This is a genomic window from Streptomyces sp. NPDC034111 (assembly GCF_055575375.1).
The window spans coordinates 37,310-52,435 of the sequence record NZ_JBVIST010000002.1 but is presented as its reverse complement, the minus strand read 5'-3'; the positions used below and the strand labels follow the sequence as shown (position 1 = coordinate 52,435).

The window sequence follows — 15,126 nt, the reverse complement described above, 5'->3', positions numbered from 1 at the left end:
CTCAGGCCTTCCTGTCGAGGGGCTCGTTCGCGGCGAGCCGGCGCAGCGTGCTGATGGACGGTGTGAACGCGTACACCGCGCCGGTGGTCTGCACGAACCGGTTCATCGACACGGTGCCCTTCTCGCCGTCGGCCAGCACGATGTGGGCGTCCGGGCTGCCGGAGCCGCCCTGGGGGAGGGTGCCGGTCACCTTGTCGAGGCCGTTGGGTGCGCCGCTCGCCCCGGGAAGGAAGGCGGGGTTGTTCGACCAGGCCCGCTGGACGAACTCGAACTGCCGCTCCAGCGAGGTGCCGTAGCACACGAACATCAGGCCGCGGTCCGTGGTGTCCTTGCCCCCGGTGTACGCGGGCCCGTACGGAATGCCGCGGCGCATGATGCGGTGCCGCTGGGTGGACTCGAAGTGGCGGGGGTGCGTCCTGCGGATGTGCGCGGCGCACGGGGTCTGCTTCCCCTCCGGGTCGTTCTCGTAGGTGAAGTCGTTGCTGTCCGGACCGACGCCGGTCACCGGGTTCTGACCCTGGGCGAGCGGGGTGCCGTCCTTCTTACGGCCGACCAGGCACGCCCCCAGCAGATCGGGGGTGAGGGGCTTGGGCTGGAACTTGCCTGCCTCGCGGACCACGGCCTCGTTCCAGCCGGGGACGTCCTGCCGCAGCCGGCGCACCACCTGGAAGGAACCGTTGTCCAGCCACTTGGGCCCCTGCGGCGGCTCTCCGCTCTCACTCTTGTGACCGAAGACGAACTCGCCCGGTTCGACCAGCGTGGACCCCGTCCGGTTCTCCCGGACACCGGGGTTGTCCCGGTCCTCCCGGTGGAAGTCCTTGACCCCCGGCTGGGAGATCCCGTCCTTGTACCCGAAGTGCTCGTGCCCGCGCAGCTCTCCGGTCAGGGTGCGGCCGTCGTCCTGATGGACCAGCGTCACCCCGTGCGCCGAATCCGCGGCGGCGATGTTCCCGAGCTTCTCGTTCAGCGCCTCTTCGGTGTCCGCGGCGACGATCAGTACGGCATGGACGCTCTTCTGGTCCGAGCCGAAGTGCCACTCCGCGGGCGCGCTGGTACCGTCGTCGCCCAGCTGCGCAGCCCTTCCGGCCGCGCCCGTCACAAACGCCTCGAAGGGTGCCAGGTCCTGCTTGACCTTGTCCGGTTCGTGGGCGACCTGGAGCAGGCCCTGGTAGGTCAGGGACACCCCGACCCAGGTGGCGATGATGGAGGGGTCCTGGCCGTAGGCCCGACGGGAGAGCGAGAACTCCTCGTTGAAGTCCTCCACCGCCGCGGTCACCGAGACGGTGTTCAGCATGACGGACAGCCAGCCGCGGCCGCCGACGCCCTTGTCGTCGGGGAACCGTACATAGCGGAACGCCATGTAGTCCTTGTTGAACGCGGCCAGGATATTGCCCTGGATTTCCCTGGATCTGCGCAGCGGCGGCTCCGGAAGCTGCTCGATTTCCGGTGCTGCCGTGGGGCGCGCTGAGATGGTGGTCACGCTTCTCCTTCATGGGGCTTCGCGCGCTTCGGGGGGTTCGCGCGCAGGCGAAATCCCAGTCGTGGAATGCCGAAGCGGAAGTGGTGCCGGAAGTTGATGTCGAAAACAGTCACAAGGGCACACCAAAGTCAGCCGGTGCACGGCTTGTACCGCCAGCCCAACACCGAAGCGGCCACCTCGCAGAAGCACCGGGGCCAAGCGGAGTACCGGGTCACCCGTTCCGGTGAGTCCCCGTCGAACAAGGACCGGTGATCCCCTCCGCCCCGGCCCACGCGCCACCCGCCAATGCGCATGCGGCAGGATGGCGGATCGTGCCCTGGTGTCTTCACACGCCTCGGCACCTTCGCAGACCTAGAGACAAGCAGGTGGCACGTGACCAGACATCACATCCAGCGCACAGCACGGCAGCTCCTGGGAGCAGTGGGAGCCGGCCGGTGAACCGGGCGGTCACGCTGCACGACCTGATCGTCGCCGGGGCCGCGCTGGCCGCCGGCATCGTGGCCGGCCTGCTGCTGCGGGCGATGCTGCGGTGGCTGGGCAAGCATGCGCTCAGGACGCGGTGGAGCGGGGACGACGTCATCGTCGGGGCCCTGCGGTCCGTGGTGCCCTGGGCGGCGATCTGCGCCGGACTGGCCGCGGCGACCGCGTCGCTGCCGCTGACGCCGACGGTCGGACGCAATGTCAACCGGTCGCTGACCGTACTGCTCATCCTGGTCGTCACGGTCACCGCGGCGCGGGTGATCACCGGTCTGGTGAAGTCCCTGGCCCAGTCCCGGTCCGGGGTGGCCGGCTCGGCCACCATCTTCGCCAACATCACCCGCATCGTGGTGCTGGCGATGGGCATGCTCGTCGTGCTCCAGACCCTGGGCATCTCCATAGCCCCGCTCCTCACCGCGCTGGGCGTCGGAGGCCTCGCGGTCGCCCTGGCCTTGCAGGACACCCTCGCCAACCTCTTCGCGGGCGTGCATGTCCTCGCGTCGAAGACGGTGCAGCCCGGCGACTACATCCGGCTCAGCAGCGGCGAGGAGGGCTATGTCGTCGACATCAACTGGCGCAACACCGTGGTGCGTCAGCTCTCCAACAACCTGGTGATCATCCCCAACGCCCAGCTGGCCGGCACCAACATGACCAACTTCACCCGGCCGGAACAGCAGCTGTCGATCCTGGTCCAGGTGGGAGTCGGCTACGACAGCGACCTCGAACACGTCGAGCGGGTCACCATCGAGGTCGTCGAGAGCGTGATGACCGATGTCACCGGCGCCCTCCCCGACCATGAACCGGCCGTCCGCTTCCATACGTTCGGAGACTCCAGGATCGGCTTCACGGTGATCCTGGGCGTCGGCGAGTTCAGCGACCAGTACCGCATCAAGCACGAGTTCATCAAGCGCCTCCACCAGCGCTACCGGGCCGAGGGCATCAGAATCCCCGCTCCTACCCGGACCGTTGCCCTCCAGCAGTCCGACGCCCCCGCGATACCCCACCAGCGCGGAATGGCGGACCCGGTGGGATAGCGGTGCGACGGGGCGCGGCGAGCCGCACCCCGGTCACCCGGCACAACAGGCGCCGGACGGGCAAGAGTTCCCGTCCGGCGCCTTGTTGCGAGTGGTGCGGTCGTCAGGTGAGTTCGTCCCACGCCAGGACGTGTTCCGCCTGGGAGTGCAGTGCGGAGAGGAGGCCGAGCCGGTTGGCGCGCTGGGCCGGGTCCTTGGCCATCACCATGACCTGGTCGAAGAAGCCGTTGACCGCGGTGACGAGCCCGGCCGATTCGGCGGCGAAGCGGTCCAGCCGGGGGGTGTCGCCGAGGGTTGTGCGGAGCTTTTCCACGGCGGTGTGGAGGTCGTGCTCGGCGGCGGTCTCGAAGAGGTCAGGGTCGTAGGACGGTGCGGCATCCGGCGGGAGGATGCGACGGACGCGCTGCATGGCGGCGACGAGGGCCGTGAAGCCGGGGGTTTCGAGCAGCGAGCCCAGCTGGGTGAGGGTCTGTTCCGCCTGGAGCGGGCTGCCGCCCTGCGGGAGGACCGCGCGTACCTGGGCGACCGGATGGCCGTTGTCGATGAGCTGCTGCTCGAACCGGCGGAGCACGAAGTGCCGCGCGTCGTCGAGCGCCTCCTTCGCACAGGGGACGGGCTGCTGCTCGGCAGCGATCAGCAAGCCGCGCTCCAGCGTGAGGGAGGCGAACTCGGGGCGTGCGCGCAGGATGTGGACCACACCCAGCGCGGAACGGCGGAGCCCGTACGGGTCCGAACTTCCGGTGGGGGCGGAGCCGATCGCGAAGAGGCCCGCCAGGAGGTCGAAGCGGTCCGCGAGGGCCAGGAGGGCGCCGACGCCGGTGGCGGGGAGTCTGTCTCCGGCGAAGCGCGGCAGTTCCATGTCCAGGAGAGCCGTGGCGACGGCGTCCCCTTCACCGGCGCGCACGGCGTACTCCGCGGCCATGACCCCGGCGAGTCCGGAGAGTTCGGTGACCATCTGGGAGCCGAGGTCGAATTTCGCCAGCCCGGAGGCGCGGTCGAGCGCCTGCCGGTCCTCCGGTCCCAGGTCGACGGCCTCGGCCAGGCGTGCCGCGACGGCCGCGATACGCCCCGCCCGGTCGGCCATCGAGCCGAGGCGCTCTTCGAAGGTGAGCAGGGCCAGTTTGTCGCGCATCCCGGTCAGCGGAGTGGCAAGGTCGGCGCGCCAGAAGAACGCGGCGTCCTCGTACCGGGCGCGCAGTACCGCCTCGTTGCCCGCGCGGACCACGTCCTGGTCGCAGTTGCCGTTGGCCACCGCGATGAAGTGCGGCAGCAGTCGGCCCTCGGCGTCCTGGACCGGCAGGTACCGCTGGTGCTTGCGCATGACGGTGGTGAGGATCTCCTCGGGCAGTTCGAGGTACTTCGGGTCGAAGCTGCCGAGGACCGGAACGGGCCGTTCGACGAGGTCGGTGATCTCCGAGACCAGTCCGCTGTACTGCGTGAGGTCGACATGGCCACCGACCTCGGTGGCGAGGCGCCCGGCACCTTCCTCGACGAGCCGGCGGCGCTCGGCCGCGTCGGCCAGGATGCCGTGCTCCGCCAGGAAGGCCGGGTAGCCCTCGGCCGAAGGCACCTCGACCGTGGGGGAGGGCGCATCGCGGTGCACCTGTGTCGTCCGGCCCGCCGCGAGGCTGGAGACGGTGAAGGGCACGGTCCGGTCGCCGAGCAGCGCCAGGAGCCACCTGATGGGACGGGTGAAGACGAGGCCGGGGGCGCTCCAGCGCATGTTCTTCTCGGCGCGCAGCCCGGTCACCACCTCGGGCAGGATCTCCGCGAGCACTTCGAGCGCGGGCCGGCCGCTCACCTGGCGGGTGACGACGACGTGCTCATGGGCGCCGAAGACGGCCCGGCCGAGAGCGCCCACTTCGACGCCCTGGCTGCGGGCGAAGCCACGGGCCGCTTCGGTGGCCTCCCCCCGCGCGTCGAAGGCGCCGGCGACCCGGGGGCCGCGCACCGTCCGCTGGTGATCGTCCTCCTGGGCCGCCACGTCCTCGACCAGCGCCACCACCCGGCGCGGGGTGGCCACGACGCTGATCGCGCCGTGCCGCAACCGGGTGCCGGCGAGCTTCTCCGTCAGGGCTTCCTCGACCGCCCGCGCGCTGCGGCCCACTTCCGCCGGCGGCATCTCCTCGACGCCGATCTCGAAGGCGAGCGTGGCGGGGCCGGACGGTGCCGGTCCGGTGGACGGCGCCGGCTGCGCGGCGGGCCCGGCCCCGGCGGTGCCGAGCGGGTGGCCGAGTTCCGCGCGCCGCGCCGCCCACAGGCCCGCGACATCGTGGGCGAGCGCCCTCATCCGGGCGAAGGCCCGGGCGCGCTCGGTGGTGGAGATCGCCCCACGGGCGTCCAGCACATTGAAGGTGTGGGAGCACTTGAGCACATAGGTGTACGCCGGGACCGGCAGCCGGGCATCGAGCATCCGGCGGGCCTCGTCGGCGTAGGTCTCGAAGAGCGCGTGCTGGGTCCGCACATCGGCGTCGTCGAGATAGTAGCGGCTCATCTCGTACTCGGCCTGGCCGAAGATCTCCCCGTAGGAGACGCCGGGCGCGTAGCTGATGTCCTTGAAGTGGCTCACGTTCTGGAGCGCCATGAGGATCCGCTCCATGCCGTAGGTGATCTCCACGGAGACGGGGTCGAGCGCGATACCGCCGGCCTGCTGGAAGTAGGTGAACTGGGTGATCTCCAGCCCGTCCAGCCACACCTCCCAGCCGAGCCCCCAGGCGCCGAGTGCGGGCGAGGCCCAGTTGTCCTCGACGAAGCGGATGTCGTGCGCGGCGACGTCGATCCCCAGCGCCCGCAGGCTGCCCAGATACAGCTCCTGGGCGTTGCCCGGCTCCGGCTTGAGGATCACCTGGTACTGCGTGTGGGTCTGGAGCCGGTTCGGGTTCTCTCCGTAGCGAGCGTCGTCCGGGCGCACGCTCGGCTCGGGGTAGGCGACCCGCCAGGGCTCCGGGCCCTGCACCCTGAGGAACGTTGCGGGGTTGAGGGTTCCGGCTCCGACCTCACTGTTCATCGGCTGGGCCATCAGGCACCCTTGCTCCGCCCAGTAGGAGTTCAGTGTGAGCAGGGTGTCTTGCATCGTGGGCACGCGCGCCCTCCAGGGCTCTGTCGGTGGAAATACGGTGTGCGGTCGGTTCTCAGGGCCGGTGGGCCGCGGACGGGACCAGGCCGGCCTGGCTGCCCTCCACACCGGCGGCTACATGGGGGCAGTTCTTCATGGCGTCCGCGACCTTGACCAGCCAGTTGATCTCGTCGGTGAGGTCGGACCCCTGGGGCCCGGTGGCGGTACGCGGCACCGGATGCGCCGAGGGCAGCGCATTGCGTTCCCGGGATCTGACCATGGAGGCGAGCTGTGCCGCTTCCTCTATCGCCTGGAGGTCCTTGCCGGTCAGTCCGGCCGCCCGGGCCCGTTCCCGCGCGATACGGACGGCTTCGGGATCGGTGTACGAACGCAGCGCGAGCTGGCCGTCCCGTATCTCGATGACCTGGCGGTAGACCTTGAACTCGAGGGTGGAGGGCCGGAATCTGCTCCAGAATCCGTTCGCCGGGGCGGTCAGTTCGATCGTCGGTGTGAGTTCGTGCAGCACGTTCCACAAGGGGCGCAGTTGTCGGTACTGGCGCCTGGCACGCAGACAGCGGCGCGGAGCGCTCAGTGCCGGCCCCCAGCCGGGGAGCGTCCAGCCGATATGGGTCAGCAGCGCGCCCACGTCGCCGCACACCCAGGCGACCGCTTCCAGTGGCCGCAGGGCCGTGGAGGAGCCGGACAGGACGATGTCGGTGATCCGGATCAGGCTGAAGCCGAGGGTCAGCCAGGACCCGGCGGCGGTGAGCCGGAGCCCTCTGCGCAGCCACAGGCGGTGCGAGACCTTGGCGTAGCGGTGGCTCAGCCGTCCGGTCTCGATCTCGCCGACCGTGTAGAACACGAGGAAGATCAGGAGGTAGGCGGCGTAGAGAGGCTGGCCGGAGTAGTGCAGCGAGAAGTCCTTCGGCCGCTCTTCGGAGGGCGACATCGCCGCGAACAGGCCGATCAGCACGGCGAGTACGAGACCGGCGGCGAGCACTCTGGGCCGCGCCCTGCGCCAGGCCAGGCCGGGCGGGTGCGCCCAGAAGGTGAGGACGACCTGCTGGCACGCCAGGAGCACCACCACACACCCCATGGAGAGCAGCGCTGCGCAGTTGGGGACGCCCATCAACCGGTCGACGTCGTCGTAGCGGGAGGGGTCTGCCACGGTGAAGCTGAGGGCAGAGAACAGCAGCGCGCCGCACAGCGCGATCAGTGCGTAGTCGCGGGGTGATTTCCGTAAGGCGCTGAGCTTGTAGGCGAACGCCAGCCAGGCGACGACGGCGCACAGCGGGTGGAGGTAGACGTTCACCGGTGGTCGCCCTTGCGGGTGTGCCGCAGTGAGCGGTCCAGCCGCTGGATCACTTCGGCGGAGCCCGAGGGCACCGTCCACGTGGGTTCGAGTGTCCTGCGGTGCGCCTCCTGGAGGATCAGTGAGGCGATGACCTCGGCCTCCTGCTCCTCCATGCTGCTGTACTGCGTGCGCTGGAGCACCCGCGTGACCATCCGGGGGTCCAGGTTGGGGAGGATCAGCAGTGACGATTCCTCACCCACTGCCGCGCTGGTGCGGTGGTCGCAGAGCACATGCCCCAACTCGTGGGCGATGATGTGCTCCTGGTGCAGCCGGCTGGTCTCCTGTTCGTAGAAGATGTAGTCCGTCTCGCCGACCGCGACCCAGAGGCCGCACGGGCCATGGGGCGGGAGCGCTATCGGCTCCAGCCGGATCGGCCGGCCGGTGTGCTGGGCCACGCGGTCGCACAGCGCCCGCATGTCCAGCGGCGAGGTGATCTCCAGATCGCGGACCAGAGCTCTACAGCGCCGGTTCATCGCCCGAGAACTCACTGACTGCCCCCCTGGTTCGGTCGATGCTCACGTCTGGCCGACATCAGGGACCCGACGTACCTCTTCGTAGCTAGGAATCCCCGGGCGTCGGGTGACGGGGGAGACCCTCCAACTCCCGTACGCGCTCGATGACTTCACTGATCGAGCTGAGGGTCTGCGGGGACAGTCCCGCGGTGCGGAGCGCGACCTGCTGGACCTGTGAGTCCCGAAGGGCGGTGAGAAGCGTGAGATCCGCGTTGACCTTCTGGGACACCTGGTCGTCGAAGAAGTAGGCCGGCGGAACGCCGAAAAACCTTGCCAGCCCCTCAAGATGACGCAGTGTCGGGTTGTCCCGCTGCCCCCTGCGCAGCAGCCAGATGTAGCTGCCCGAGATCGGGACGCCGTCCGAGGTGATGGCGCGCGCGACCTCCTCCGAGCTGTAGGGGCCGCGACCCGCCGGAATCACCGTGTCGAAGAGGTGGTTCAACTTGTCGGCCAGCGCGCGTCCTGACGTGTTGCCCGTATCGGTCACGACCACCCCTCCATCCCGTTGGGCATAAGAGCAACCTAACATCAACACTAGTGTGGAACCCGAATTCCCCTGCATCCTATACCAGTTGACAGTGATCAAAGGTGCTGTTTACAGTCCCTGATCCGTAGCGGTCATCGACTCATGTGTAACGGACCAAGTTAGCTGATCAATCGTCAGTTGACGGTTGTGCGGGTCGACGGCCGGCTCCTTACGGGAAGCGGGGGAACGAATGAATCACGACCTGCAGATCGGAACGCTGAGGACCCTGGCGACCATCGTTGACCTGGGGGGATTCAGTCGCGCGGCGGAGGCGTTGCATCTGACGCAGCCGGCCGTGAGCCAGCAGATACGGCGCCTGGAAGGTTTTCTCAAACAGCCTGTCTTCGCCACCACCGGGCGCAACATGCGCCTCAGTCCGGCCGGCAAGGAGCTGCTCGCCTATGCCCGGAAGATGCTCTCCCTCAACGACGAGGCCGTCGCGCGGTTCGCACCCCCACGCGACGGTATGCACATCTCCTTCGGCATCTCCGACCAGTTCAGCGACGCGCTCCCGGCGATCCTGCGGAGCCTGAAGCGGGTGGCACCCGACTCCCGGGTGACCATACGCACCGGAGTGAGCGAATCGCTCACCGAGCAGCTGTCGGACGGCAGCCTGGACCTGGCACTGCTCATCAACCCGTGGGAGGACCCTGCCTACCGCGTCGAGGAGATCGGGCACATCGAGATGGCCTGGTTCGGGCGGCCGGCGATCGGGAACGACGCACCGCTGCCCCTCGTGCTCTTCACCGAACCGTGCACCCTGCGCGGGCGGACCCTGGCGGCCTTCGAGGAGTCCGGGATCAAGTGGAAGCGGGCCTACGAAGGGCCCGAGCTCATCGGACTGCGGGCCGCCATTCAGGCCGGTCTCGGGGTCGCCTGCCTGGTGGCCAACGCGGACGAGCTGTGGGGGCTGCCCACCGCGATCTCCCCTCACCTGCCCGCGCCGCCGGGGCCGGTGCCGACCGGACTGGCCATCTCCTCCCGGGTACCGGCGGACTACGCCGAGGCCGCCCTGAAGTCCATCCGCGAGGCCCTGGGTTCGTACCCCTTCGCCGTCCTCCAGCCTTCATGAAGCCCGGCATGCCGTCCGGCACCGGACGGCACCCGCGGCGGCGGCTTATCCGGGCACTGTTCCGACGGCGACGACATTTCCCTCGCTGATATAGCCACCGGGGTCGTGAAGGGGGTTGGCCGGCGCATCCGGATCGGCGAAGCCGCGCCAGCCCTCTTCGCCTCCCAGGGCCAGTGCCTGTTCGGCCACCCGCGCACATGCCAGACCGTAGAACCTCTGCACCGCGGCATCGAACGGCGCATAGTGCTCGATCAGCAGCGTGCGCTGCCGTACGGCGGCGAGGCCGGCCCGCGACAGCCAGCGGTGCAGATCGCGGGCGCGCAGCAACTGCCGGGCGTACCCGGGGGATTCGGCGGCCCGCCGGAAGAAGTCCGTGAAGAGGAACGGGGGTGCCGGACGGGCCGTGATCAGGCTTGCGTCGAGGTCCTTGACGACCACGCGGCCTCCCGGCCGCACGACGCGGACGAACTCCGCCAGCGCGCGCTCCAGTTCGCCGTCCCCGAGGTACTGGGTCGTATTGGCGCACCAGACGGCGTCGAAGGAATTGTCGTCGTAGGGCAGATGCAGCACATCTCCCTGCGTCACCTCGACCGGAGCTTCGAGCCCCTGCGCCAGTTGCCGCACCCGGCCGACGTTCTCCTCGGCCAGGTCGAGCGCCGACAGCCGTCCGGTGGCTCCGACCAGCTCCGCCAGCCAGGGCAGGAAGGTGCCGCTGCCGCAGCCGGCATCGAGGACCCGGCTGCCCGGACGGAGGTCCGCCTCCTCCAGCGCCAGCCGGTACTGCGGGGCGCAGGCGCGGAAGTGCGCCTCGACGATCTCCCGGTGGGTGAAGCCCAGACCGGTCGAGGAGGCGTACCCCCAGGCCTGGTGGTCGTCGGTCAGCATAGGTGTCCTTCCGGCAGCGTTTCGTATCCGGCGATGTCGTCCAGCAGCCGCGTCAGGGTCCCGGTGAAGACATCCGGTGCCTCCAGCGGCTGGAGGTGGCCCGCGCGCGGCACGGTGACAAGGCGTCCCCGGGGCAGCGCGGCGGCCATCCGCCGCGCCTCGTCCGGCGGGATCAGCTCGTCCTCCTCACCGGCGATCACGAGCGCGGGAACGGTCGTGGCGCGCAGTACGTCGAAGGAGTCCGGGCGGGCGGCGACGGCCCGTTGCGCCCAGGCCACGGCCGCCGGTGACGCCGCGGCCACCTCGTCGAGCAGCCGCTGGAGGACCTCGGGGCGTTCGGCCCGGGTGGTCGCCCCGAGCAGCAACGGCGTGGTCGCGGCGATCAGTTCAGGCCGCAGCCGGTCGTCCAGCACCCTCTGCGCGAAGCCCTCACGCCGGGCCGCCGCCTCCGCGGAGTCCGCGGAGGCCTTGGTACCGGTCAGCACCAGACCGTCCACCCGGTGGGCATGGCGGCGCAGGAACTGCATCGCCACATAGCCGCCCATGGAGGAGCCGACGAGCACGACCCGGTCGTGGCCCCCGGCATCGAGCGCCGCGGCCAGGTCCTCGGCGACGGCGTCGAGGGACGGCGGGCCCGCACCGAGCGGGGCGCCGCCGAATCCACGCTGGTCGAACGCGAGCACCCGCAGACCGCGATGCTCAAGGGCGCGGCACTGCGGCCGCCACATCGACGAGTCGAGGGAGAGCGCATGGAGCAGGACGACAGTGGTGGTCTCCGCGCGGGTCATCGTTCGCCGCCCCCTCGCTGCACCCGCTCCACGAAGGCGCGCACATGGCCGGGCAGCTCCTCCCCGCGGCGCCAGGCCACCGCGACCGGCGCGCCGGGAAGGTCGTGGATCGGGACGATCGCCACCTCCGGCGGCGCCACATCGGCGAGCGAGGCCAATGAGATGTGCACCGCGGTGGACTCCGCCACCAGACGCATCATCTGCGGGATCGTCGACACCTGGTGGCAACGCCGCAGGGGCCGGCCGGCCGGGGTGTGCGGGGGAACGACGGCGTCCCATACGTAGGCGGGCATCCGGCCAGGCCGGGCGAACGTCTCGTAGTCGGCGAGCTCCTCGATGGACACCGACTCGCGGCCGGCGAGCGGATGGGCGATGCCGACCACGGCGGCCCGTGGGTCGTGGGCCAGCACCGGGCTGACGGACAGGTCCGGCTCCCGCACCTCGAACTTGACCGTCATCACGTCGAGTTCGCCCGACCGCAGGGCGCGGAAGGGGTCGGTCACGTCGTACTGGCGCAGCACGACGTCGTGATCGTCGAAGCCCGCGTCATGGATCAGCCGGCGGACGAGGTCCGCGGAGCCGTGGTAGCCGAATCGGATGCGGTCGGTGTCAGCGGTGGTACGGGGCGGCATCAGGGGTCTCCTGGGTCAGCCCGGCGAAGGCCTGGAGCCTGTCGGGCGAGTCGATGGCGGTGTCGATGCGCAGCGCGGCGAACGGTCCCGACGACTCGTCGAGCCGCGGTACGCCGCGCACGGTGATCCGGTCGCCGGGAGCGATCAGCTCGTCCATGACCGCCTCGGCGAGCAGGTGGTTGAGGTGGACCAGGGCATCGGTGAGGGTGAGGCCGGCGGTGACGAGCTGCAACGTCCGGTGCCGGGGAGGGCGGGAGCGGGGGCCGGGGCCCGCCGGCAGTTCCACGGTCGCGGGGGACAGGTCGTCCAGCGGTCGCCGGCCGTCGAAGCTCTTCAGCAGGCGCCGCAGCCCGTGGGAGGCCGCGGCGGGCGCCGGGCCCAGCCACGCGGCCGACGCGTCGGGCGCGACATGGTCGAAGGAGAACCGGTCCCGGAGGTTTCCGGGAGAGCCGGCGAGATACACGGTCCGGGTGAAGGCGCGGCGCCACGCCTGCCGGCGCTCGGCGTCGAGCGAGCAGGTGAACGCGCAGGTCTCGCGCACCCACCCGATCAGGTCCAGCTCACCGATGACGGCCACCACCACGGCCTCCGCCGTCCGGGCCGGATCGGTCGCCCCGGCGATCTCGGCCTTGACGGCCTGCAACGCCGCGGGAGTGGACAGGTCATGGCGTGCGGCCAGCTCCGGCCGCGCGGTGTGGAGTCGTTCGGCCGCGAGGGACAGCAGACGGTCTGCGGACAGGGTCATAGGAACACCGACGAGATCAGGTCGAGGGGCGGGGTGGGGCGGCGCTTGCCGAGGAGCGAGGAAGTGAGGCGGTAGGGGTCGACGTAGAGGTGGTCGCGGCGGTGGCGGGCCAGACTCTCCGGCACACAGGCCGCGTCGGCGCCGGCCTCACGGGCGGCGGCCAGCAGCCGTTCGGCGCGCGCCATGCACTGGTGCAGCAGGTCGCTTCGGAAGGACTGCTGCTGGCCTGGGCCCAGCGTCGCGATGAAGTACAGGCGCATACCGAGCCGTACGGCCGCGGCGTCGTGGTCGCGTGCGGCGGCCTTCAGCAGGGCCCCGGCGGTGGTGGTGTGCCAGTCTCCGTGGCGTGCGGACCGGATCTTCCCGTCGATCGGCACCCGGCCGATGGGCGGCCGTCGCACCGGCGGGCCGAGCCGTTCCAGTACGCGGCCGAGCAACTGGTAGTCGGGGTCCAGCTCCTTGTCGTAGAGCAGCACCACTTCGTCGAACTGCGGTGCCAGCGGCAGCAGTTCACGCAGCGCACAGGCCAGGTAGTTGGGCCGCCCGTCCGCGGTGACGATCTGCCGCAGGGGAAGTCCGTGGCGGGTGGCGTCCAGGTAGACGGGTCCGCCGAGCCGCCGGTGGTCCAGGCACATACCGAGTCCGGCGAGCGCGGCCAGCGCCTCGTCGAGGGTCATGCCGGGTGGCTGGTGCGCCAGCAGCCCGGGGTCGTGCAGGCCGAGGCGTGCGTAGTGGGACGCCCAGATCTCCAGCACCCGTTCCCCGGCCGGATGGCGCCAGCCGTAGCGCTCCACGGCCTCGGCGTACGGGCGCAGGGCCGCCGCGGTCGGGTGCCGTCCCTCGGCCCGGTAGGCGACGTAGAGCTCTCCGATCTCCTCCTCCGTCATCCCGGAGTAGTCGGCCCGGCCCTCGACGCGGTCCAGGTACTCCCAGAACCCCAGGGTCTGTTCGGTCGGGTCGTACGTGGTGTGGCTGTAGCGGTAGGACACCTCGGCCAGGTGGCCGGTGGCCCGGTACATCACATCGGTCCACAGGAGCCCCTTGAGGTGGCTGGGCGTCAGCGGCTTCGACGGGGTGATGGTGACCGGGGCCAGCAGTACGCGATGCCCGGTCATCGGGTCCCTCCCGTCGCTGCGGTGACCGCGTCCAGCAGCGCGTCCCGGCCCGGCGGCCGTGCCGCCGCCGGTGCCGGCGGGGGCTGCGCGGCGGCCACTCCGGCCCGGAACAGGGGGGCGTCGAAGACCTTGCCGGGGGTGTCCAGGCTCATCAGCACCCGGGTCACCCCGCGCCAGACATTCCCGTCCACCGCCGCGGCCGCTGCCGCCTCGGGGAGCGACGGGCGGCCCGGGGGCCCCGGTGGGGCGGGCGGCGCCGCCGGCGCCTCGCCGTGCACGGCCGCCTTCCAGGCAGCGATACGCGCCGCGTCGTCCTGCGCGGACTGCTCGTACCAAGGGCCGAGCAGGTCCTCGGTCGCGGCGGCCACCTGGGCACCGAACTCCTCGTCCACGCGCGGAGCGGCACCGAGCATGTCGGCCACCTGGAAGGCGTGGGCCAGCGCCAGCGACAGGCCCCTGCCGAACAGCGGGTTGGTGACACAGGCGGCGTCCCCGACGGAGAACAGACCGGCGACCGGCCGCCGGCGGCCCGTCGCGACACCTCGCAGCACATTCGGCGGGCAGGTGATCGACCGCACGGGACCCGCCGGCTCCGCGGCGCCCGCGGCGAGCCACGGTGCCACATACGGTGTGGCCAGGGCGGCCGCGGTGAACCCTGCCGGGCTGCTCAGTGCCGTCATCGCGGGGTCCTTGGGCAGCACCGCCAGGGCGATGGCGAAGGTGCCGTTGTCGCCGGGGTGCAGCACGCCGGCGTAGTGGCCCCAGATGCCGCCGGCCGCGTTGCCCCGGTTCAGCGGGCCCGGCCGGCCGGTGCCGGTCAACCGGTAGTGACGGCTGAAGCCGCGCAGGTCCGAGGGCGCGGTGCGGTCCGAGGCGACCGGGACACCCGCTGCCGCGAGCCAGGACCGGGACTGTGCCCGGCGCCCGGTGGCGTCCACGACGACATCGGCCGGGACCCGCTCGCCGCGCCCGGTCACCACGCCCGTGGCCCGCCGGCCGCCGTCGTCGGTCAGCAGCGCGCGTACGGTCGTGCCGTGGCTGATCCGGACGCCCGGCACGGCGCGCACGACGCGGTACAGGACCAGGTCCAGCACCGAACGGCGGACGGCCAGTGCGGCCAGTTCGGCGTCGTCCGGCTCGGGGCGGAAGCCGCCGTGCGCCCGGGGCGCGCAGTCGGTGAGGTCGAGCAGTGTGGCACCCGCCTCCAGGGCCGCGTCCAGGACCTGCGGCGCCCGCTGCCGGAGCACCCGCACACCGAGGGAGGTCAGCGTGTGCGAGTGGCTCGCCTGCGGAACGGTGGGGCGGTGCCAGCCCGCCGCGACCTGCCCGGGCGGGCCCTCGGGGGGCGGGTCGGCCCGCTCCAGGACACGGACCCGGTATCCGGCCTCCGCGAGGGCGAGGGCCGTGGAGAGACCGGCGACGCTGCCGCCGACGATGACCGCGCTCCCCAT

General features: G+C 71.0%; 13 protein-coding genes. 2 read left to right on the top strand and 11 right to left on the bottom strand.

Translation table 11 applies throughout. The features are described 5' to 3' along the window. Position 1: 1 nt before the first annotated feature. Complete coding sequence (locus ACZ55A_RS05980; protein WP_468834890.1) at positions 2 to 1,480, bottom strand: Dyp-type peroxidase; 1,479 nt, start codon at positions 1,478 to 1,480, stop codon at positions 2 to 4. A 434-nt stretch (positions 1,481 to 1,914) separates the two neighbouring features. Here ACZ55A_RS05980 and ACZ55A_RS05975 point away from each other — a divergent pair, with 434 nt between their 5' ends. After that, positions 1,915 to 2,991 carry a mechanosensitive ion channel family protein gene (locus ACZ55A_RS05975; RefSeq protein ID WP_468834886.1) on the top strand — a complete coding sequence of 359 codons (1,077 nt, stop codon included), beginning with the start codon at positions 1,915 to 1,917 and terminating at the stop codon, positions 2,989 to 2,991. Positions 2,992 to 3,094: 103 nt separating this feature from the next. On the opposite strand, the gene ACZ55A_RS05970 is transcribed toward ACZ55A_RS05975, so the two are convergent. The 4 genes from ACZ55A_RS05970 to ACZ55A_RS05955 form a co-directional block, all read right to left on the bottom strand. Continuing rightward, positions 3,095 to 6,064, bottom strand: a complete 2,970-nt coding sequence (locus ACZ55A_RS05970) for a glycine--tRNA ligase (RefSeq protein ID WP_468836564.1) — start codon at positions 6,062 to 6,064, stop codon at positions 3,095 to 3,097. Between the two features lie 58 nt (positions 6,065 to 6,122). Next, positions 6,123 to 7,358: an MAB_1171c family putative transporter gene (locus tag ACZ55A_RS05965; protein ID WP_468834883.1), complete on the bottom strand. Its 1,236-nt coding sequence runs from the start codon at positions 7,356 to 7,358 to the stop codon at positions 6,123 to 6,125. After that, positions 7,355 to 7,888 carry a hypothetical protein gene (locus ACZ55A_RS05960; protein WP_468834880.1) on the bottom strand — a complete coding sequence of 178 codons (534 nt, stop codon included), beginning with the start codon at positions 7,886 to 7,888 and terminating at the stop codon, positions 7,355 to 7,357. The genes ACZ55A_RS05965 and ACZ55A_RS05960 overlap by 4 nt, the downstream gene beginning before the upstream one ends. Positions 7,889 to 7,958: 70 nt before the next feature. After that, the gene (locus ACZ55A_RS05955; protein WP_468834877.1) at positions 7,959 to 8,399 is read right to left on the bottom strand and encodes a helix-turn-helix domain-containing protein; all 441 of its coding nucleotides are present in this window, start codon (positions 8,397 to 8,399) and stop codon (positions 7,959 to 7,961) included. A gap of 229 nt (positions 8,400 to 8,628) precedes the next feature. Here ACZ55A_RS05955 and ACZ55A_RS05950 point away from each other — a divergent pair, with 229 nt between their 5' ends. Continuing rightward, a complete protein-coding gene (locus ACZ55A_RS05950) occupies positions 8,629 to 9,510 on the top strand; it encodes a LysR family transcriptional regulator (protein WP_468834875.1) in 882 nt (293 codons plus the stop codon). A 45-nt stretch (positions 9,511 to 9,555) separates the two neighbouring features. Here ACZ55A_RS05950 and ACZ55A_RS05945 read toward each other — a convergent pair whose 3' ends face one another. From ACZ55A_RS05945 to ACZ55A_RS05920, 6 genes are read right to left on the bottom strand one after another with little or no spacing between them, the layout of a single operon-like run. After that, positions 9,556 to 10,395, bottom strand: a complete 840-nt coding sequence (locus ACZ55A_RS05945) for a class I SAM-dependent methyltransferase (protein ID WP_468834873.1) — start codon at positions 10,393 to 10,395, stop codon at positions 9,556 to 9,558. Continuing rightward, complete coding sequence (locus ACZ55A_RS05940; RefSeq protein ID WP_468834870.1) at positions 10,389 to 11,183, bottom strand: alpha/beta fold hydrolase; 795 nt, start codon at positions 11,181 to 11,183, stop codon at positions 10,389 to 10,391. The genes ACZ55A_RS05945 and ACZ55A_RS05940 overlap by 7 nt, the downstream gene beginning before the upstream one ends. Continuing rightward, the gene (locus ACZ55A_RS05935; RefSeq protein WP_468834866.1) at positions 11,180 to 11,815 is read right to left on the bottom strand and encodes a LysR substrate-binding domain-containing protein; all 636 of its coding nucleotides are present in this window, start codon (positions 11,813 to 11,815) and stop codon (positions 11,180 to 11,182) included. Before ACZ55A_RS05935 ends, ACZ55A_RS05940 begins: the two co-directional genes overlap by 4 nt. Continuing rightward, positions 11,793 to 12,560: a DUF6182 family protein gene (locus ACZ55A_RS05930; RefSeq protein WP_468834863.1), complete on the bottom strand. Its 768-nt coding sequence runs from the start codon at positions 12,558 to 12,560 to the stop codon at positions 11,793 to 11,795. Before ACZ55A_RS05930 ends, ACZ55A_RS05935 begins: the two co-directional genes overlap by 23 nt. Continuing rightward, complete coding sequence (locus ACZ55A_RS05925; RefSeq protein ID WP_468834859.1) at positions 12,557 to 13,675, bottom strand: hypothetical protein; 1,119 nt, start codon at positions 13,673 to 13,675, stop codon at positions 12,557 to 12,559. Before ACZ55A_RS05925 ends, ACZ55A_RS05930 begins: the two co-directional genes overlap by 4 nt. Further along, positions 13,672 to 15,126: an NAD(P)/FAD-dependent oxidoreductase gene (locus ACZ55A_RS05920; RefSeq protein ID WP_468834854.1), complete on the bottom strand. Its 1,455-nt coding sequence runs from the start codon at positions 15,124 to 15,126 to the stop codon at positions 13,672 to 13,674. Before ACZ55A_RS05920 ends, ACZ55A_RS05925 begins: the two co-directional genes overlap by 4 nt.